Genomic DNA, 18,296 nt, shown 5'->3' with positions numbered 1-18,296 from the left:
TTCAAGCTTTCTGAACTTTCACAATAACGTAAGACCGCTTTTAATTTTTCATCGGCATTAAATTTAGCCATACAAAAACTGCACCCCCAATATGTTAGATGGTGTCTAACATTAGGGGTGCAGTTCATTTCGGGTGGTCTTTCTTTAGAGAGTACTCGGCAGAACTGTTCTATTCCGTAATATATTCCTTACCTTCCCATTGCCCGCCTGTTCTGTTTAATCCCCGCCGTGCAAATAACGAACCGTACTCGCATCGAGCTGAAGATCGCCCGCGCTTACGCTTTCCTCCAGCTGCTGCCTGGTGCGGCAGCCGACAATCGGAAACGTGGCAAACGGCTGCGACGTCAAATACGCAAGCGCTATTTCAGTCCCAGAGCGGCCAAGCTGCCCGGCAAGCTCCTGAACCCTGCTCAGACGCGCAAAATTGGCTTCATTATAGAACATGTCGGCGACACTGGGCTTGGAACGATCCTCAGGACGGAATTTTCCGCTGAAAAATCCCTGTGCCTGAGACGTATACGGAATAGCCGCGAGCCCTGTCCTAATATGATAATCCATCATCTGCCCATCCATCTGGACAGTGGTTGGATCCGCCACGCTCCCCGGGTTCACCTCAGCCAAGCTCCACTGCATCTGATTGGCTACAAAGGGCTGTTTTCCCGTAGAGACAGCATACTGCCTAGCCGCCTCGATCCGCTCGGTTGTCCAATTGGAGCAAGCATAGTAACGAATACTCCCCGCCTGAACGTGCGCATGCAGGGAATCGATAATTTCCTCAACCGGGCGGGAGGGATCATCGCGATGCAGCCAATATAAATCGATTACATCGGTTCCCAGATGGGTCAAGCTCTTCTCCAAATCAAACGAAATATCTTCTGGCGAGAGCCTGCTTGCCAAGAGATTGTCGAAAGGCGGATGCCCTCCCTTGGTGGCAAGGATAATCTTGTCCCGGTTTCCCCTGCTCTTCAGCCATTTGCCAATCGTCTTCTCGCTAACGCTCTTTACTTCGCTTTCCCAATCGGAGTACACGCTCGCCGTGTCAATAAAATTACCCCCGAGGCCGCAATAAGCGTCCATCAGAGCAAAAGAATCGGCCTCGCCAATCGCACCGCCGATCGTTGCCGTTCCGAAGCATATCCGGGAAGCATGCAGCTCGGTATGCGGTATTGTTGCATATTTCATGGGAACCCTCCTCACTGAATAAAACGATGCTCATTCTCTAAAGTATCGCATTTCAGCAGTACATAAAGCAAAGAGGAACACCACCCTATACGGGCGATATTCCCTCTCCAATCAGAGCCTGGCGCACCAGGCAACCAGGCTTCTCATCAACTTAATAAACCACGGCATCAGCAGGCCATCGGATAAATGAGCCGGCGTGATGCAGCCGACACGGCCAGACCCGTAGCTGTGATACCAGCCGGCCACAGCTTCCCCGTCCTTAGAGGACGAGCGCATAAATATATTCGTCTCTTCCTCCTTACAGTCGACAAAATAATGCTCGTCCAGGAAGCTGAAGGCTTCTCCTAAGTCGCCCAGCTCCGTTCCGGCCAGCGGCGTATAAGTCACAACGCTGGGCTCTGGATGCATAAGGAAGCGGCCGCGAAGCATTCTCACATATTCCCCGTCTTCCGGATAAGATGCCAGTCCCGAATGCCATGCCAGCCATGCTCCCCCGCCAGCCACATATTTCTCAATCTGCCCGGCCGCCTGTTCTGTCATCCAGTACTTCACCTGCTCCGCTTCCGGATCGATGTAATTTCCGGCAAACAAAACAACTAAATCGGGCGATTTGACCAATTCTTGCTCCAACTGCTCGACACCCGCATACGTGACCTGAGCTTGAGCCTTACTCGTAAAAGGCTCGATAACCCGCTCCCAAGATTGCCTGGCCAGTTCTCCATCATGATAATAATCGCCAACGACTACGAGTATACGCTTCATCCGTCATCATCTCCGATCCGCCCTGCTTAATACGGCATAGGCTCTCCTTTATGAGTAATCATCCAGCTCTCTTGCGCAGGCACAACCTTCCTCTCGGCCAGATTCAGCAGGCCAATGGCCGTATCCCTAGGATCTCCTGGCGCTTGCTCTCCCCCCATCGGCGTTCGAATCCACCCCGGGTGGACGTTATACACGGCGAAGCCTTGAGGCGCAAGCTCCTTGCGCAGCTGCGCCGAGAAGAACGACAGCGCGCTCTTAGACAGCGCATACGGATAATCCCGGCCATAAGCCGCCGTAAAGCATCCCGCCTCCGAGCTAATATTGATAATGCAAGGCCTCTCACTGCGGCGAAGCAGCGGCAGGAAGTGCTTGACCATTTTCATCGGCCCGTAAAGGTTGGTCATCATCGAGCGCTCCACCTCTGACATATCAAGCTCTTCCAGCTTCTTATCGCGGGCGATAAGAAGCCCCGCATTGTTAATCAGCACATCCACCGTGCCCCACTGTCGTTCAACGGCGTTCTTCGCTGCATTAATTTCGCTTTCTACATTCACGTCCAGCTGAATCAGCTCCAGCTGTCCAGGATGCTCCCGCCGCATGGCCTCGAACTGCTCCTGGCTCTGCTGCAAATTCCGAATACCCGCAATGACGCGATGCCCGCCTTTAAGCGCTTCGCTGACCGTAGACAAACCCAGCCCTTTGCCCGCGCCCGTAATTAGAATATTCATCCCCGCTCGCCACCTTCTTCAGCAATCTGTCTGTTAGTTATCGTTCTCAAGCAGTTCCACCATTACCTTCAATTCCTTGAACGTATCCATATACGCATAACGGCCGCCCGTGTACTCGCCTCTTTGAATCAGCGGCATCTGATTCGCCTCCAAGACTGCGATTTTCTCCTTCATCCCTTTGATGACAAAGGCGATATGGTGCACACCTTCGCCATGCTCGTCCAGGAACTCCCGCCACGTTGAAGGATGCTCGTCCGGTTCAATCAGTTCCACCTGCAGCTGCCCGCAGTCGAGGAAAGCGAGCTTAGCGCGGGCCTCCGAAGACGCTCCCTTAAATTCGGTTCGAGCGACATCAACAGGGTCCGTCCAGAACCACTTCGGCTTCTCTATTCCGAAGAAATTCGCATAACTCTGGGATACTTTGTCGATGTCGCGTACAATGATGCCGATCTGCGTAATGACGTTTGTTCCTAAGAATCCTTTTTCCATGGGATTATGCTCCTTTTCGATGGGTCTATATGGGGGTTAGCATGTATTGCCGCCTTTAGATCGCCCTACAGGATTCCCTAATGACCAACCCCGTCTTGCCCACATATTTCTTGAATTCCTTGTCCGGATCTTCGATCGTCTTGATGAGCCTGCTGGCCAGCGTATCCACCATTTCGGCAAAATCAACATGAATCGACGTGAGTGCCGGCTGAATCCGCGAGCTAAGCAGGTGATCATCAAAGCCCATTAAGGATATATCCTCCGGTACACTGAGACCCGCTTCCTGTATGGCCGCCAAAGCGCCAAAGGCGACACTGTCGTTACAGGCAAATATCGCTGTAGGCAGCTCTTTGACATGGCCTAACCACTGCTTCACGGAGTTATATCCGCTTTTCTCACTAAAATCAGCCGGTATGATCCACTCTGGATTCACCTCAAGTCCGTGAGAACGCATAGCAGCCTTGAATCCCTCCAGCTTCTCGGGCCCCGAGCAGCGCAGCGGGTCTCCAGCAATGAACCCGATCCTGCGGTGGTTCAGGCTTGCAAGATAATCGACGCCTTGCTTCATGCCCTGATCATTGCCGAAATTGCATATCACCCGATTGGGCTCATTCCGCCCTTCGATATGCTGGTCAATGATGCCGACCACATAACCTTCGGCAATAAGCTCTTCAATCAACGGTTCATGATTCGCAGCCCCGATAAAGACCCCGCCGTCGATCCGCTGCTGGTAGAAGGTTTCCTTGACTTTGCGCAGCACCTCGCTGTCCCTCGTGTTTCTTATAATATGGGTTAGCACATAATAGCCCTGGTTGGATGCGCTTTCAATGAAGCCTGTTATTAGTGAGTTCGTGAGCGAATCGTGAAATACTTCTTCCGGCGAAATCAGAAACAGACCGATGGTGCGAGTCTTCATTCCAGACATAATCCGTGCCGAAAAATTCGGGGAATACTTGTACTGCTCGATAACCTGCATCACCTTATCGCGCGTTGCCTGCGGCACATTCGGATAATTGTTGATGACCCTGCTTACCGTACTTCGGGACACGCCTGCAATTCGGGCGATTTCAATACTATTGATTTCATTCTTCCTCATACGTCCCTCCACTTAACACATGCCCGCAGATACCAATACTGGATTGTGAACACGTGTTTACAAGCAATTTACCTCAGTCTTCATGCCATGTCAATAAACATTTGCATTTGCATGTACATAGAGATAGCGGCATATTAAGCCCCACTGTAGGCGGGGCTCTTTTGCTTGCTTTACTTTTATACAAAATGGGACAATACGAATACTGCAGGAGAATTCCAATAGATCGTAACCTCATTGGTAGCATAGCTCTCCATGACATCGGCAAAGGAGGCGGCCGGCGCTTTGTCCGCCAAATGCTCGCGTGCATACTCATCCTGTTTGCCATAGTTTGGGCCGCCCGACACTAACCCGGGAACAGGCGCTTCTATACCGTCTCCTTCGGAAGGACGATGATGCGGATGCAGGATCGGCCGGCTGCCAAGTCCGGTAACATAGCTTATGCCCACCACATTTGCTCCAAACAAGTAATGAACGTGCTCGAGCGCGCAGCGCTCATACGTTTGGGAGCCTAACAGACGGTCCGCAATTAGCAGCAGCATGGCATGATTCATTACCAGCATGTTGCTGCCCCAAATATACTGCTCCGGTCTAAGCGAAATACCGAACCCGTCCTCGCGGCTTACCGCCGCAAGCTCATCGGCCCGCTGCTGCAAACCAGCCAATAGACGTGCCGCTAATTGGGGCTCATTCTCCCGCTCCGACAACAGATAGGAAATCGTGCCGTATCCGCCCATGTCTGCCCAGCCCAGCTCGTATTTATCAAACGCATCCTGTCCGGCGAGCCCCCTGAAGGCCTCATGATAACGCGCCTCTCCGGTAGTGCGGTACAATTCGGCCGCTGCCCAGTAGCGTTCATCCAGATCCTGCTCGTCGCCATATTCCCCGGTGAAGACCTCAGCCGGATTGCGGAACCCTGGATATTTGCAATGGCGCTCCAGCCATGCCCAGGCCTGCTCTGCGGCCTTGAGGCAGGATGCGGCAAAGGCGGCGTCATGCGGAGCGTAAACCCGCGCCGCCATGGCCATAACGCCGGCAAAGCATCCCGTCGCCGTAGCGGATATCGGCGATATGTACAGCTCCGCCGTATCTGCTTCCGGCATGACATCCGGGCCCGGAAACTGCAACGTCGTGAGTTTATGATAGGCGCCGCCGCTCTCACCCTCCTGCATGCGAAGCAACCATTCCAGCTCATACCGGCATTCGTGCAGTACATCCGGCATTACGCCATCGCTCTCCGGCAGCGGCAAGGCCCCTTCAAAGGCTTGGGGATAGCATTCATAAGCTAGCAGCAGATCCGCTACCGCCTTAGCGCCAGGCACCACGTATTTGCCGTAATCCCCGGCATCATGCCACCCTCCCCAGGCGTCAATTCTCCGTGGTTCCTCCCCGTAAACAAGGGCAGGCGTGAGGTGACATGCCGCATGCTTCCACGGGCCTGCATATTTCTCTTCCAGCTCCATGCCGCAGCGAAAGAAATAGAACGCTTTCAAAAGTGCCTGATGAGCTTCCTCATAAACGGCGTCCGAGATCACAAACGGGTACGAGCTGTGTCCCTCTCCTGCCTCAATCCGATACGCACCCGGCTGACTCCAAACGGAGAAATCACCCCGGCTCACCTTAATTCCGCTAGCCTGATCGTCAACCGCAGACATCGTGTCCCCCTGCCAAACCACTGCGCCGCTGGCATGATCGACAAGCCGAAAGCGGCCTCCCTCTCCTGCAATCATGGCAATCTTTGCGTCTGTGCTGCGGTAGCCTAGCTGATTCACAGCTATGCTGCCTTGCTCCTCCATGTGCATGCGTCCTTGTCCTCCTTCTCCCTCTAATTTCAATACTAATGATAATCCGTCTTTCTCCATATGCTCCTCTGTGAACACGTGTTTATGGGTCAAATTTACATCAGCTTCTTTTCCTTGTCAATACCAGAATATAGCACCCCATGCAAAAAATGACCGTCCTCCGAGTTTAGTCGAAGAACAGCCATCATTTTTCACGCTATTTTTCACGCTCCATCGTCACCTACCGCTGCGCCTTCTTGAATTTGACCAGCGACCAAAGATACAAAAATAGAAGGAACGCCAGGCAAACCCCGATACTAAGCATATTTTGACGATCAAAAAGAAACAGTACGGCAATCACCGTCAGGCTCACTACGGCCAGGATCGTAATGTAGGGAAACCCCCACACGCGAAAGCTCGGCTGCACTGGATAGCTGCGGCGCAGCTTCAGTTGGGACAAGCAAATGCTTATCCACACCAGCAGCACGACAAACCCCGGCACCGCCATAAGGAAGCGGAATAGTCCGTCCTGAAAGAGATAAGCCAGAATAGCGCCCCCGATTAATACCGCCGCACACAGCTTCAGGCTGTTCATCGGCACTCCCCGTTTCGTCGTGCGGGCCAAGTATGGCGATGCTTCGCCGCTAGCCGCCATCGAATGGAGCATCCGGGTGGCACCGTAAATCCCCGAGTTGGCTGCAGACAATACCGCCGTTACGAGAATAAAATTCATCACGTGCGCTGATCCTTGCATCCCCGTGCTGGCCAGCACCTGTACGAAGGGGCTGCTTTCGCTGTTCAGCTGATTCCAGGGAATCAGGCTGCAAATCACGAGAATCGGCAGTGTATAGAATAGAATGACCCGCAGAATAAAACTTTTTACTACCTTGGGCAGTACTTTGTCCACGTCTTGTGTTTCAGTCAAGGTCAGCCCGATCAGCTCCGAGCCTCCATAGGAGAACATTACCACCAGCAGGGCAGCAACAATCGCCGTCCAGCCGTTTGGCAGAAAGCCGCCGTAATCCACCAGATTATGCAATCCCCCCGTGCCTTCCACAGACCATACGCCGGACAAAATCAATACGCCCAGCACAATAAATACGATGATCATGCCAATCTTAATGCCTGCCAGCCAAAACTCTGCTTCCCCAAAACCGCTGACACTCAGCATATTTATCCCCAGAACCAGCGCCGCGCACCCCAAGGTCAACAGCCATAACGGGGCATCCGGAAGCCAGTATTGCAAGAAGCTGCCTGCGGCAAGCACCTCTATCACACATACCGTCAGCCACATGAAGCAGTAGAGCCAGCCAATAATAAATGATAACCGCTCACCGAACGCCTCCCGAATAAAGTCCTTCATGTTGCGGTTTGGATACACCATCGCCATTTCAGCAATGGCTCCCATTACGATGAGCAGCAGCAAGCCTGCCAAAATATATGAAATGACGATGCCCGGACCCGCTATACTGATCGTCTCGTAGCTCCCCTTGAATATTCCCGTGCCAATAACGCCGCCCATAGCCATAAAGGTAATATGACGAGGCCGCAGTTTCTTGTGCAGTGTCCCCTGTTCTAATTCATGCTCGTTAGCTTGTACCCTCTCCTGCGACATTTTCTGACTCCTTCCAATGCTCAAGCTCTTTTGTTACACCTAAAATTACAGTTTACTCTTATTCCTCAAAACATGCACGCTCAAATCATACATCCCCAAATACTCTAAAGAATACCCGTCTATAGAACGCAAAATAAGCCGCTGCAATCAGCGGCTTATCCAATCAAATCCATCCAATTCACAGATATTCCGGCCAGATTCGAGCTATGCCGGTCGCCGCCATTAATCTTCACGGCATTCCGGTTCATAATTGCTTAGCTTTCCTTCGTAAATCAGCTGCAATCGGTCGCTCTGCCGAAAATCGTCCGGTGTTACGAGCGCCGGCAGCTTATTCCACAGCTTAATGCCGGACCTGTCCAGAATTTCCGCAACGAATTGCGAGCAGAAATAAGAGTTGCTGAATTCAACAGGCTCCTTTAGCGCGATGCCGACCACGCCCAGAATGTTATATAAATACTTATTGCGGCTGCGGATGAAAATATGCAGGACCCGCTTCATTTTCTCGACTTCACGCTCGGATACCTTGAGCTCATAAAGAACGCACGTCGTATTTGGATACTTGCTGAACGTGCCCGTTTTGATATCCTCCTTCACGAATCCCCCATTGAGCGGATTATTCGGGCTCTTTCGCCCAAAGCTGTACAGCTCGGACAGCTCCCGGTTAAAGGATATAGATGCATGATTGTACGGGGCTCTCGTATACCCCTTGATCATCCTCGTAAAAAGCGTCCCGGTATTCGTAAGCAAAATAAAAACCGAACGATCATCTGCCATTTACGAAATTCCCCTTATCAAAAGTGAGTTGTTCCTTCATAATAACATATGATCGCCCCTGGTGGGTCTTACGTCATGACAAGGTGGATGGTGAAGGGCAATGAATAGCTCGCTCATAACTTTAACCCTGATTTTCACTGCATTATTAGTCATACAGGTTATCTATTATGTCCTGAACAAAATACAACCGGACAAAGATTACGCCGCCATCGGCTCCAAAATCAAGACCTGGTGGGGCATGTTCGTTATTTTTTGTCTGGCCACTCTATTTAATCCGGTCGTTTCGCTGCTGTCCCTCATGGTGCTTACCTTCTTCGCGCTGAAGGAGTATTTCTCCATGATCCGCTCCAGAAAAGCCGACCGCAGATTGTATCTTTGGGCTTACTTGTCCATTCCAGTGCAGTTCTACTGGATCTATATTGAATGGTACGGGATGTTCATCATCTTTATTCCGATCTATGTATTTCTGTTCCTGCCGCTCCCGCGGCTGATCAATAAGGGAACGGTCGGCTTCCTGCGCAGCGTCAGCTCCACCCAGTGGGGACTCATGCTGATGGTATTCGGGCTTAGCCACCTCGCATACTTCCAGTTTGCCACTCCGGAGTATGGCGCAGGGCTTGTGTTGTTCCTGGTCGTGCTGACCCAACTGAATGACGTCGCCCATCATGTGGCATCGCTTTATTTCGGCAAACGCAAAGTCGTTCCGACGGCCAATCCCTATCTGACCTGGGAAGGATTCGCCTTTGCGTTCCTGGTGACGACCGCAGCGGCCTATTTGATCCACCCCTACCTGACGCCGCTTGGTTCCATGTTCGGAATATTTTGCGGCATGCTGATCAGCTTGAGCGGGTTCTTCGGCAGCCTGACGGTTTCCGTGCTGAAGCGGGATTTGCTCATCGGCGACGACAACAAGTTCGATGCGCTTAAAGAAAGCTACCTCAGCCGGGTTGATAGTCTGGCTTATACTTCGCCGGTTATTTTCCACGTTATTCGTTACTTTTTTGATTTCATGTAGCCTGTTGAACGTTCAACCTCACTTTGAAGCCAAGGAGTTGCTTGCTATGGAATTCTATATCGTTGATGTATTTGCGGAACAAAAATATCAAGGCAACCCGCTCGCCGTACTGCTGCCGGACCGGGAACTGACCACGGAAGAGATGCAGCAGATCGCCAAAGAGATCAACTTCTCGGAGACAACCTTCATCATGTCGGGGAAACAGAAGGACGGGGGATACCCTGTGCGTATTTTTACCCCCAACGTGGAGATTCCCTTTGCGGGACATCCTTCGCTTGGAACGGCCTTCGTCATTCATCATCAGCTTGATCCGAATAAGAGCAGACATATGCTCTTGAATCTTGGCGTGGGCCAAATCCCCGTCTCCTTTGCCGAAGAATCGGATAACGAGTTATGGATGAAGCAGCAGCAGCCTGTATTCGGGAAGGCTATCGCCCCTGCCGTGATCGCAGAGATACTCCAAATTCCTGTCGAGGACATCCAGACCGCCTACCCTATCCATGTATCTTCAACAGGGTTTCCATCTGTCATTGTCCCTTTAAAGACTCTGGATGCCGTGCGAAAATGCGAGATTGCCCCTGGGAAGTTTAAAGCCTTCCTCGAAAATATAGCAGATGCGAATCTCCTCGTGTTCTCCGAGGAGACCCTTCATGAGCAAAATGATTTGCATGTGCGGGTATTCGTTAATGACCCAGGGTATTATGAAGATCCCGCTACCGGCAGTGCCATCGGGAATCTGGCAGGTTACCTGTTAGAGCATGAATTTTTGCAAAAGAGTGTAATTCAGCTTCGAATCGAGCAGGGATACGCCACGGGGCGTCCTTCCCTTCTGCACATAGATGCCTCTAAGAGTGGTGATACTTACGACATCAATGTCGGCGGCCGGGTATTCCTCGTGGCAAAAGGCGAATGGCTGTAGCACCTCCGCTTAGCAAAATTATTGACCTCCAAACAGGAAAGACAGTCCTCTACCTGACGTGTAAGGGACTGCCTTTATTCTGTTTATGACTATTCCAAGTTAGCATGATTCCCGTACATCGCGCGGCCGCTAAGCTCCCGCCTGTCCATCAGCGCCAAAATAACGGCATCGCATGCCAGCAGCAACAGCTGTTCAAATAATGAACCCATCGGCTGAACCGTGACTGTTTCTGCTGCATTGGTTTCTGCATTGTCGGCTTGGTCCTTCGGCGCCCCAGGCAGCTTCACCACGAAGTCTGCCAGTCGGCCAAGGGTTGAATCTGGAGAGAGCGTCAGCGCTCCTACCGCAGCTTCTAGGCCTCGCGCCTTTTCTGCCATAGGCACAAGCGATCGCGTCTCACCCGAGCCTGAGCCGATCAAGAGCAGATCGTCCTTACCCAAGCTCCGGGTAACTGTCTCTCCCACGACATACACCTCTAATCCAAGATGCATCAGCCGCATGGCGAAGGCCCGCATCATGAGCCCGGAACGGCCTGCCCCGGCTACAAAAATGCGTCCCGCCGATAGGATGGCATCGATCAACTGGTCCAGCTGCTCCGCAGCGATTTCATTCGCGGCCTGGTCCAATTCGGACATGATCGCGGCTAGATGACGATGACTACTAGCATTGCTGTCCATATTCGCCACTAACCCTGCCGGATCAATTTCTGCATCTCGGCAGCTGCGGCGGCTATGTCGTCTTGTCCGGTAATTCCTCCGCCTACAATGACCAAGTCAGGCTTAACGGCTATGACTTCTGGCAATGTAGCCAGCTTAATGCCGCCGGCAACAGCAACCTTGGCATTTTTGACGACGGATTTGATCGTGCGAAGATCCTCGAAGGAGTTCTGTCCTTCCGCTTGAAGGTCATACCCCGTATGGACGCAAATATAATCTACGCCAAAGGCATCAATTTGCGCTGTCCGCTCCGCCAGGTTTTTTACGGCGATCATGTCGACCAGGATCTGCTTGCCCTGCTTTTTCGCCTCTGCCACCGCTCCCTGGATACTCGCATCCTCGGCTACGCCAAGGATCGTTACAATATCTGCTCCCGCCTCAGCAGCCTTCATCACTTCATAACCGGCTGCGTCCATGATTTTCAAATCGGCAAGCACAGTGACGTTAGGAAAAGCCTCTTTCAACGCCTTTACCGCATGCAGGCCTTCATTGATAATGATCGGGGTTCCGATCTCCACTATATCTACATACTGCTCCACTTGCTTGACGACTTCGATGGCCCCTGGAATACCGACCAGGTCCAAGGCTAGTTGTAATTTCATTTATGATTGCTCCTTTAAGGGTATGTTGTAATACGACACCCCTTATTCTAAGCCTTTCACCCATAAATAAAAGTACGCACTTTCGTGTAACTAGTACCCATTTGGTAACTATGCCAAGCCCGTTTAGTCCGATTCTCGCAGCTCTTTTTCCTTCTCTAAATGCCTCTCTCCCCACTGCGACATGACGTTTAGCAGCTCTTTCACCGTTAGCCCGTATTCGGTCAAAGAATACTCTACCTTGGGCGGAACCTGGTCATACACTTTCCGGTTGATGATGGCGTCTTCCTCTAATTCACGCAGCTGCTGCGTCAACATCTTTTGCGTAATTTGCGGCATTTCCCGTCTCAATTCTCCAAAGCGGTGCGTGCCTTCCGTCAGATGACAGAGGATCACGGGCTTCCACTTCCCGCCGATCACCTTCAAGGTCAGCTCCACCGTTTCTTTAAAATGCTGGTCACCCAAAGCGAGTAACTCCTTTCCTGATGGATCTTAAAAGAGGATACCGCATTGTCATTTAGGAAGTAAAGCCGCCTCTCCTGCGGCGTTTGACCATTAACTCAGATACTCCCCTATTTTTAATAGGATATCCACTCTTTGGTGGATATGCCGTTGCTCTTCTAATCCGCGTACATAATGTAGAGTAAGTTGCTATTCATCATCACGGATAGGAGGAGCGATGTAATGGGATCTGGACAGAGGAACGAGGCAAAGCAGCAGGGGGTTTCCATCATTACCTGCACAAAGCGCCACAACTTTATAAACAACCTGTTTCAAAATTACATTCGGCAGCGCCATCCGAAAAAGGAACTCATCATTATTGTAAACAACGATAGTATACCGCTTGAGCCATTTCAGCGTTTAGCCAAGAAAAACCCGAGCATCCGCGTTTACCGCATGGCAGGCCGCGAATCTCTCGGTGCTTGTCTAAATTATGCATTCAGTAAAACAAAGTACAGCTACATCGCCAAATTCGATGATGACGACTATTACGCACCCTACTATTTAAAAGACAGCCTGCAGGCATTGCAAAGAGCGAATGCGGATGTTGTAGGCAAACGTGCCCACTATATGTACTTAAACGGTGCTAAAACTTTGATTCTGCGTTTTCACCAGGATGAGAATAGACCGGTCACTAAACTTCCCGGCGCTACGCTGTTCATGAAAAGGAACGTGTTGAACAAGGTGCGGTTTCCCCATCAAAACGTAGGGGAGGACGATCTTTTTTGCCTCAGGAGCAAAAAGCTGGGGTACAAGGTCTACTCCGCAGGAAGATATAATTTTGTCGCCATACGCCGAAAAAATTCGGCCGGCCATACCTGGGTCATCAGCGATAAAAAGCTTCTCTCTCACCATAAAAGAGTCCCCAATGTCCAAAATTACAAGAAGTTCGTGCAGCGCAAGCCAAAGGATGCTCCATAATGGCCAAACTGGATATCCCCCGCCAGCTAAGCGCCGTTTCCATCATTACCTGTACCAAGCGGCAATACTGCATGGACACGCTTCTGCGTAACTACAGCAGACAAAATTATCAGAATAAAGAGCTTATCATCATACTCAATCATAAAGATCTGAAAATGAACGAAACTTCGCTAGAGAACGACCACCCCTGCTCATAAGGGATGGTCGTTTCTTAAGTGAAAGGGAATATCGAATCATCATCGCCCAAATAGGGGATCAAACCTGAAGGTAAGGCTCCCACAGCCGCCTCAGCTGGGCTGCCCCTTCCTCTATATGCTGCCCTGCAATTCCTCCGAAGCCGATCAGAAACCATTTCCTCTTCTCACGTTCACAAGCAGCCTGATCCGAATAGAAAGCGGATGCCGATGCCACACGGATGCCGCCGGACTTCGCCGCTTGAATCATTTCCTGCTCAGAAGCTTTGGCGTCGAGCGCCAAAATCAGGTGAAATCCGGCATGCGGATTAAGGACCTTCCCGCAATCGTGAAACTGTATTTGAAGGGCCTCGGCGAGCTCCTGGTTCTTTTTGCGGTAAAGACTTCTCATTTTACGAACATGCCTCTCGAAATACCCCTGCTTCATAAGCTTCTCCAGCGTGCGCTGATACACCCGGGAAGAAGATTGCTCAAACAGCAGTCCTCTTCTCAATTGCATATAGGGAGCCAGTAACGATTCAGGAAGCACCATGTAATGGATACACATATCAGGGGCAAGTATTTGGGAGAACCCCCCTACATAGATTACATTCGCATCAGGCGCCAAGCCTTGGAGCGCAGGTACCGGCTGTCCTACATAGCGAAGTTCTCCGCCGTAATCGTCCTCTATAATATAGCCCTCCTGCTCCTTGGCCCACTTCAGCAATTCCATTCTTTCGTTAAACGGCATTACCCTGCCCCCGGGAAACTGATGGGAAGGAGCGACGGCCACGATCCGAGCGGATGCCTGCAGCAAACGGGAAATATCTATCCCCTTGTCTGCTTCCGTTGCGGTCAAGACAGTAAAACCCTCAGCCTGGAACGCACAGGCAATCAACGGATAGCACGGGTCTTCTACAGCTATAGCCGGGGAAATCCCCTTAAGAAGGATGGCCAGATAATGGAGAAGCAGATGCTGCTCCGCGCCAATGACAATCTGCTCCTTGCGGCACACGACACCGCGAATCCGGAACAGGTAAGCGGCAAGCTCCTCGCGCAATCCAGCCTCGCCTTGCGGATCTCCGTAGAAGAGCAGCTCCTCATATTCCTCTCGAAGCGTCTGCATCAGGAGCCTTTTCCAATGGGAAATCGGAAAGCCTGCAAAGTCGTTTTTAGCCAGATGAAAATCATAGGCATACGCCTCTCCTGTAGAGTGATCCTTCTCAGGAATTCTGGAAGCGGTATTAGGGTCAGACATTGTAAACCTTCCATACGAATCGGGCAGAGCGGCAACATAGAACCCTTGTCTGGGGCGGCTCTCAATGAACCCCTCCGCAATCAGCTGCTGGTAAGCAGCTTCTACAGGAGTCGTGCTAATACATAGCTGCCTGGCTTGTTCCCTGATAGAGAGCAGGCGATCATTCGCATGAAGCCTCCCTGCTACAATATCCTGCTTGATGGCTTCATAAACAGTCAAATAAACGGGGGATTTAGAAAAAGGCGCCGCTTCCGTTCTGTTTTTCATTTGCCCCTCCTGTCCTCTAAAAATAATACAATCTGTATATTTGTAAGTATACAGATTGGTGGTAAATTGAGGTAGAGTCAAAACGAAGGAGATATGAACCATGAAACCCGTACGCTTTCTCGAAGGAAAAAAAGTATATTTACGGCCGATCGAGGTATCTGATGCCAATTGGTACTTCATTACGCTGTACCATCATGAGACAAGGAAACTCACTGGGACACAGAAGCACTATACCCAGGATCAAATTGCCCGCTACATCGAAGGAAAAGCCCAGGACAGCTCGTCCGTACTGCTGGTCATTGCCGCCGTTAGTGACGATACTCCCATTGGAGATATTGCGATTCAAGACATAGATACGATCAATCGCAATGCCAACATCCGCATCGCTATCCCTGACAGCAGTAATCAAGGAAAAGGCTACGGTACCGAAGCCATCCGTCTTATGCTGGATTACGGCTTCGGTATCCTCAACCTTCACCGGATTGAGCTAAACGTGTTCTCTTACAATGAGCGTGCCATGCAGGTCTATGAAAGTATAGGCTTCAAGAAAGAAGGGGTTCAGCGAGAAGCCTTATTTTACAACCATCAGTATTATGACTCCATTCTCATGAGTATTCTAGAGGATGAATACAGATCCCTATACTGTAAATAAGGATAATTAAGGAGAGCCATTCTACAAGAACTGGAGCTCCTTTTTTATAGGCACACATATTTCGCAAAAATGATCATTAACCAAATCGCCAGTGTATTTTTCTAGAATCGGCTTGTTGTCTAGTTGAAGCCCCATGCGGTGTATGGCTGGAACAATTTCTGCCCATGCTCTTTGAATATCCTCTGCTGTATGTTTGATTCTAAACACCGCATAATCCCCGCCGTCAAGTTTACTTTCGCAGACGAAATCATCCATTTGCTCCTCTTCTGTAATGGTAATACATGCATCATATCTGCATTGCTCAGGAGGCGTGATTTGAGGATTGTCTTGTGGAATTCCGAATAATACAGCTGATTCAGTGAGTAGTCCTTTCTCCCTTGCCCAACTTTTTAGCTCTTCCATGGCCTGAACATTGGCAGGACCATAAGGGCCAATTTGCCGCACATACGCCAGGCGATAACTGGGGAGAGTCTCGACTCTAACATCCATCGCTTGATCTTCCTTTCTTATGCGCTTTTTTCTACATTTTGGATGCTATCATGGTATAAAATATTATTCATTAGTTTTTTTCGAAAATAGATAATAAGCTGTCCGTTCCCGAAGGAATGAACAGCTTATTTATTTTCAAGAAGCTCTACGAACTTTGTTGCCGCCGGGGACAATGGCACGCTTTTTATATTGCAAACGCCTATGCTTCTCCTTGGAATTCCCTCTAGCAATTGAACCTCGGACAGCCATCCTTTTGATAAATATTCCTGGGAGAACTCTTTCGTCACGCACGCGATTCCAAGATTAATTCTGGCAAACTCCAGCAATAAATCGTGCGAGCCCAATTCAAACTCTGGTGCAATTTTGATCCCTTTAGAGATCATGTAGTCTTCCACATATTTTCGGGAATTCGATTTCGTTTCTAGAAATATGAGCGGCAGCTTCACCAATTCATGAAGGCTGACCGGCTGCGATAAAACTTCCGCAAATCTCTCCCCATAAACAAACGTATCCTGGATATCAATGCAATGCCGCACTTCTAATGTGGAATCCTCAATGGGGAGGTTGCAAATGGATATATCCACTTCGCCCGATTTTAGAGTCGAACAGAGTTCTAAAGTTGTACCATTCACAATAGTAAATTTAATATTGGGATATTTATTGTGGAATGCTTCCAAGTAGGGAAGCAAAAAGTATCTGGATATTGTATCTCCTACGCCGATTTTCAATTCGCCGGCCGTCAGGTTTTGAAATTCCAATATCTTCTCTTCACCTGTTTGCAGCAGATTCATGGCCGAATTTACGTATTCAAACAGAAGGCTGCCCTCATTGGTCAATGATGCCCCTTTGGGCGTTCGATTAAAAAGCCGCGTGTTCAAATCCTTCTCCAATTGCATGATCGCCTGGCTAACCGCCGGCTGCGTCATATACATTTCTTTGGCTGCTTTGGAAAAGCTATTGCATTTCGCAACCTTGCTAAAAATTTTGTAGAGATCCAGCTTGCTTATCACATAAACACCTCTTATACCCTCTATTCGATATATTAATTTAACTTATACCACTAGACTGATGTATATTACAAGTAGATGGTTAGATAATGTAAATCAGACTTTATCATCCTAAGGAGCTGAATGTAATTTGGAAAGAGTCGTTGGAACTGTTGCTAGAGGCCTTCGTTGCCCGATCATCAAACGAGGGGATCACATAGAAGATATCGTGGTAGACAGCGTGTTAAAAGCTGCCGAAGTAGAAGGCTTTCAAATCCGGGATAAAGATATTGTGTCCATTACGGAGTCCATCGTCGCCCGTGCCCAGGGCAATTATGCGACAGTGGATCATATCGCCAAAGATGTTCATGCTAAGTTCGGTGACGAAACGGTTGGCGTGATCTTCCCGATTCTAAGCCGCAATCGGTTTGCCGTCTGCCTTCGCGGTATTGCCAAAGGCGTTAAAAAGATCGTACTCATGCTTAGCTATCCTTCCGATGAGGTCGGCAACCACTTGGTGGATCTCGACATGCTCGATGAAAAAGGCGTTAATCCTTGGACGGATGTGCTGACGGAAGCCCAATTCCGCGAGCTCTTTGGCTATAAAAAGCATACGTTTACAGGCATCGATTACATTGATTACTATAAAACATTAGTGGAAGAACAGGGAACGGAATGCGAGGTTATTTTCTCCAATAACCCAAAAACGATCCTCAACTATACCAAACATGTTCTGACCTGCGATATCCATTCTCGGATCAGAACGGCAAGAATCCTGAAGGCGGGCGGTGGAGAGAAAATCTACAGCCTGGATAACATCCTGGCGGAATCCATTGATCAAAGCGGGTATAATGAACATTATGGTCTTCTGGGATCGAATAAGTCTACAGAGGACGAAATCAAGCTTTTCCCGCGCAACTGCCAGCAAACCGTCGATAAAATCCAGCAAATTTTCAAAGAAAAGACGGGTAAAAATGTGGAAGTCATGATTTATGGAGACGGTGCATTTAAGGATCCTGTGGGCAAAATATGGGAGCTCGCCGACCCGGTTGTATCGCCTGCGTACACTTCTGGGCTTGAAGGAACACCAAATGAAATCAAGCTGAAATATCTTGCGGATAATAATTTTGCGGAATTAAGCGGTGACGAGCTTAAACAAGCGATTTCCGAGTACATCAGCAATAAAGGTGACGATCTCGTGGGATCGATGGAAGCCCAAGGCACCACGCCTAGAAGGCTGACTGACCTTATCGGCTCCTTGTCTGATTTGACTTCGGGAAGCGGAGATAAAGGCACGCCGATCGTCTTTATCCAAGGCTATTTCGACAACTTTACAAAGTAAATAGTCTTCTAACGCTAAAGTCAAGGGGGTTGTC

Annotated in this window: 20 protein-coding genes; 6 read left to right on the top strand and 14 right to left on the bottom strand. The window is 49.9% G+C overall.

Annotated features, from left to right (window positions below; all coding sequences use genetic code 11):
- Positions 1–216: 216 nt before the first annotated feature.
- The 8 genes from GNP95_RS22875 to GNP95_RS22840 form a co-directional block, all read right to left on the bottom strand.
- A complete protein-coding gene (locus tag GNP95_RS22875) occupies positions 217–1,182 on the bottom strand; it encodes an aldo/keto reductase (protein ID WP_155613138.1) in 966 nt (321 codons plus the stop codon).
- 111 nt (positions 1,183–1,293) lie between these two features.
- Positions 1,294–1,944: a ThuA domain-containing protein gene (locus tag GNP95_RS22870; protein WP_155613137.1), complete on the bottom strand. Its 651-nt coding sequence runs from the start codon at positions 1,942–1,944 to the stop codon at positions 1,294–1,296.
- A gap of 26 nt (positions 1,945–1,970) precedes the next feature.
- The gene (locus GNP95_RS22865) at positions 1,971–2,672 is read right to left on the bottom strand and encodes an SDR family NAD(P)-dependent oxidoreductase (protein ID WP_155613136.1); all 702 of its coding nucleotides are present in this window, start codon (positions 2,670–2,672) and stop codon (positions 1,971–1,973) included.
- Positions 2,673–2,705: 33 nt separating this feature from the next.
- Positions 2,706–3,161 carry a VOC family protein gene (locus GNP95_RS22860; RefSeq protein WP_155613135.1) on the bottom strand — a complete coding sequence of 152 codons (456 nt, stop codon included), beginning with the start codon at positions 3,159–3,161 and terminating at the stop codon, positions 2,706–2,708.
- 55 nt (positions 3,162–3,216) lie between these two features.
- Positions 3,217–4,257, bottom strand: coding sequence for a LacI family DNA-binding transcriptional regulator (locus GNP95_RS22855; RefSeq protein ID WP_155613134.1), 1,041 nt, complete (start codon positions 4,255–4,257; stop codon positions 3,217–3,219).
- A 176-nt stretch (positions 4,258–4,433) separates the two neighbouring features.
- The gene (locus GNP95_RS22850) at positions 4,434–6,149 is read right to left on the bottom strand and encodes a glycoside hydrolase family 9 protein (protein ID WP_330163587.1); all 1,716 of its coding nucleotides are present in this window, start codon (positions 6,147–6,149) and stop codon (positions 4,434–4,436) included.
- A gap of 127 nt (positions 6,150–6,276) precedes the next feature.
- Positions 6,277–7,650 carry an amino acid permease gene (locus GNP95_RS22845; RefSeq protein WP_155613133.1) on the bottom strand — a complete coding sequence of 458 codons (1,374 nt, stop codon included), beginning with the start codon at positions 7,648–7,650 and terminating at the stop codon, positions 6,277–6,279.
- Positions 7,651–7,872: 222 nt separating this feature from the next.
- Positions 7,873–8,424, bottom strand: coding sequence for a hypothetical protein (locus GNP95_RS22840; protein WP_155613132.1), 552 nt, complete (start codon positions 8,422–8,424; stop codon positions 7,873–7,875).
- Positions 8,425–8,524: 100 nt separating this feature from the next.
- Between GNP95_RS22840 and GNP95_RS22835 the strand changes: the two genes are divergently transcribed.
- Complete coding sequence (locus tag GNP95_RS22835; RefSeq protein WP_155613131.1) at positions 8,525–9,439, top strand: phosphatidate cytidylyltransferase; 915 nt, start codon at positions 8,525–8,527, stop codon at positions 9,437–9,439.
- A 46-nt stretch (positions 9,440–9,485) separates the two neighbouring features.
- On the top strand, positions 9,486–10,358 hold the full coding sequence (locus GNP95_RS22830; protein WP_155613130.1) for a PhzF family phenazine biosynthesis protein: 873 nt from the start codon (positions 9,486–9,488) through the stop codon (positions 10,356–10,358).
- A gap of 89 nt (positions 10,359–10,447) precedes the next feature.
- On the opposite strand, the gene hxlB is transcribed toward GNP95_RS22830, so the two are convergent.
- The 3 genes from hxlB to GNP95_RS22815 form a co-directional block, all read right to left on the bottom strand.
- On the bottom strand, positions 10,448–10,993 hold the full coding sequence (gene hxlB, locus GNP95_RS22825; RefSeq protein ID WP_230873970.1) for a 6-phospho-3-hexuloisomerase: 546 nt from the start codon (positions 10,991–10,993) through the stop codon (positions 10,448–10,450).
- 50 nt (positions 10,994–11,043) lie between these two features.
- Positions 11,044–11,676, bottom strand: a complete 633-nt coding sequence (hxlA, locus tag GNP95_RS22820) for a 3-hexulose-6-phosphate synthase (RefSeq protein ID WP_155613128.1) — start codon at positions 11,674–11,676, stop codon at positions 11,044–11,046.
- A gap of 123 nt (positions 11,677–11,799) precedes the next feature.
- Positions 11,800–12,138 carry a winged helix-turn-helix transcriptional regulator gene (locus tag GNP95_RS22815; protein WP_155613127.1) on the bottom strand — a complete coding sequence of 113 codons (339 nt, stop codon included), beginning with the start codon at positions 12,136–12,138 and terminating at the stop codon, positions 11,800–11,802.
- A gap of 219 nt (positions 12,139–12,357) precedes the next feature.
- Here GNP95_RS22815 and GNP95_RS22810 point away from each other — a divergent pair, with 219 nt between their 5' ends.
- Together GNP95_RS22810 and GNP95_RS22805 are read left to right on the top strand one after the other, a co-directional pair.
- On the top strand, positions 12,358–13,095 hold the full coding sequence (locus GNP95_RS22810) for a glycosyltransferase family 2 protein (protein WP_155613126.1): 738 nt from the start codon (positions 12,358–12,360) through the stop codon (positions 13,093–13,095).
- The gene (locus GNP95_RS22805; RefSeq protein WP_230873969.1) at positions 13,095–13,292 is read left to right on the top strand and encodes a hypothetical protein; all 198 of its coding nucleotides are present in this window, start codon (positions 13,095–13,097) and stop codon (positions 13,290–13,292) included. The genes GNP95_RS22810 and GNP95_RS22805 overlap by 1 nt, the downstream gene beginning before the upstream one ends.
- Before the next feature lie 58 nt (positions 13,293–13,350).
- On the opposite strand, the gene pdxR is transcribed toward GNP95_RS22805, so the two are convergent.
- Positions 13,351–14,793, bottom strand: a complete 1,443-nt coding sequence (gene pdxR / locus GNP95_RS22800; RefSeq protein ID WP_196427292.1) for a MocR-like pyridoxine biosynthesis transcription factor PdxR — start codon at positions 14,791–14,793, stop codon at positions 13,351–13,353.
- Between the two features lie 100 nt (positions 14,794–14,893).
- On the opposite strand from pdxR, the gene GNP95_RS22795 reads away from it, so the two are divergent.
- On the top strand, positions 14,894–15,445 hold the full coding sequence (locus GNP95_RS22795; RefSeq protein WP_155613124.1) for a GNAT family N-acetyltransferase: 552 nt from the start codon (positions 14,894–14,896) through the stop codon (positions 15,443–15,445).
- Positions 15,446–15,466: 21 nt separating this feature from the next.
- Here GNP95_RS22795 and GNP95_RS22790 read toward each other — a convergent pair whose 3' ends face one another.
- Positions 15,467–15,934, bottom strand: a complete 468-nt coding sequence (locus GNP95_RS22790; RefSeq protein ID WP_155613123.1) for an AraC family transcriptional regulator — start codon at positions 15,932–15,934, stop codon at positions 15,467–15,469.
- A gap of 125 nt (positions 15,935–16,059) precedes the next feature.
- The gene (locus tag GNP95_RS22785) at positions 16,060–16,944 is read right to left on the bottom strand and encodes a LysR family transcriptional regulator (protein ID WP_330163584.1); all 885 of its coding nucleotides are present in this window, start codon (positions 16,942–16,944) and stop codon (positions 16,060–16,062) included.
- 127 nt (positions 16,945–17,071) lie between these two features.
- On the opposite strand from GNP95_RS22785, the gene GNP95_RS22780 reads away from it, so the two are divergent.
- The gene (locus tag GNP95_RS22780) at positions 17,072–18,262 is read left to right on the top strand and encodes a coenzyme F420-0:L-glutamate ligase (protein WP_155613122.1); all 1,191 of its coding nucleotides are present in this window, start codon (positions 17,072–17,074) and stop codon (positions 18,260–18,262) included.
- Positions 18,263–18,296 lie beyond the last annotated feature (34 nt).

This window comes from Paenibacillus woosongensis, assembly GCF_009725165.1.
Lineage (GTDB): Bacteria > Bacillota > Bacilli > Paenibacillales > Paenibacillaceae > Fontibacillus > Fontibacillus woosongensis.
The sequence above is the reverse complement of the archived record's forward strand: the minus strand, read 5'-3'. Positions and strand labels throughout refer to the sequence as shown.

What these genes read in the sequence shown, in the direction of transcription:
- GNP95_RS22870 (WP_155613137.1), bottom strand. Translation starts at nt 1,944, where the DNA reads ATGAAGCGTATACTCGTAGTCGTTGGCGATTATTATCATGATGGAGAA.
- GNP95_RS22840 (WP_155613132.1), bottom strand. Translation starts at nt 8,424, where the DNA reads ATGGCAGATGATCGTTCGGTTTTTATTTTGCTTACGAATACCGGGACG.
- GNP95_RS22830 (WP_155613130.1), top strand. Translation starts at nt 9,486, where the DNA reads ATGGAATTCTATATCGTTGATGTATTTGCGGAACAAAAATATCAAGGC.
- GNP95_RS22810 (WP_155613126.1), top strand. Translation starts at nt 12,358, where the DNA reads ATGGGATCTGGACAGAGGAACGAGGCAAAGCAGCAGGGGGTTTCCATC.
- GNP95_RS22855 (WP_155613134.1), bottom strand. Translation starts at nt 4,257, where the DNA reads ATGAGGAAGAATGAAATCAATAGTATTGAAATCGCCCGAATTGCAGGC.
- GNP95_RS22845 (WP_155613133.1), bottom strand. Translation starts at nt 7,650, where the DNA reads ATGTCGCAGGAGAGGGTACAAGCTAACGAGCATGAATTAGAACAGGGG.
- hxlB (WP_230873970.1), bottom strand. Translation starts at nt 10,993, where the DNA reads ATGTCCGAATTGGACCAGGCCGCGAATGAAATCGCTGCGGAGCAGCTG.
- GNP95_RS22875 (WP_155613138.1), bottom strand. Translation starts at nt 1,182, where the DNA reads ATGAAATATGCAACAATACCGCATACCGAGCTGCATGCTTCCCGGATA.
- GNP95_RS22835 (WP_155613131.1), top strand. Translation starts at nt 8,525, where the DNA reads ATGAATAGCTCGCTCATAACTTTAACCCTGATTTTCACTGCATTATTA.
- GNP95_RS22790 (WP_155613123.1), bottom strand. Translation starts at nt 15,934, where the DNA reads ATGGATGTTAGAGTCGAGACTCTCCCCAGTTATCGCCTGGCGTATGTG.
- GNP95_RS22795 (WP_155613124.1), top strand. Translation starts at nt 14,894, where the DNA reads ATGAAACCCGTACGCTTTCTCGAAGGAAAAAAAGTATATTTACGGCCG.
- GNP95_RS22860 (WP_155613135.1), bottom strand. Translation starts at nt 3,161, where the DNA reads ATGGAAAAAGGATTCTTAGGAACAAACGTCATTACGCAGATCGGCATC.
- GNP95_RS22805 (WP_230873969.1), top strand. Translation starts at nt 13,095, where the DNA reads ATGGCCAAACTGGATATCCCCCGCCAGCTAAGCGCCGTTTCCATCATT.
- pdxR (WP_196427292.1), bottom strand. Translation starts at nt 14,793, where the DNA reads ATGAAAAACAGAACGGAAGCGGCGCCTTTTTCTAAATCCCCCGTTTAT.
- hxlA (WP_155613128.1), bottom strand. Translation starts at nt 11,676, where the DNA reads ATGAAATTACAACTAGCCTTGGACCTGGTCGGTATTCCAGGGGCCATC.
- GNP95_RS22865 (WP_155613136.1), bottom strand. Translation starts at nt 2,672, where the DNA reads ATGAATATTCTAATTACGGGCGCGGGCAAAGGGCTGGGTTTGTCTACG.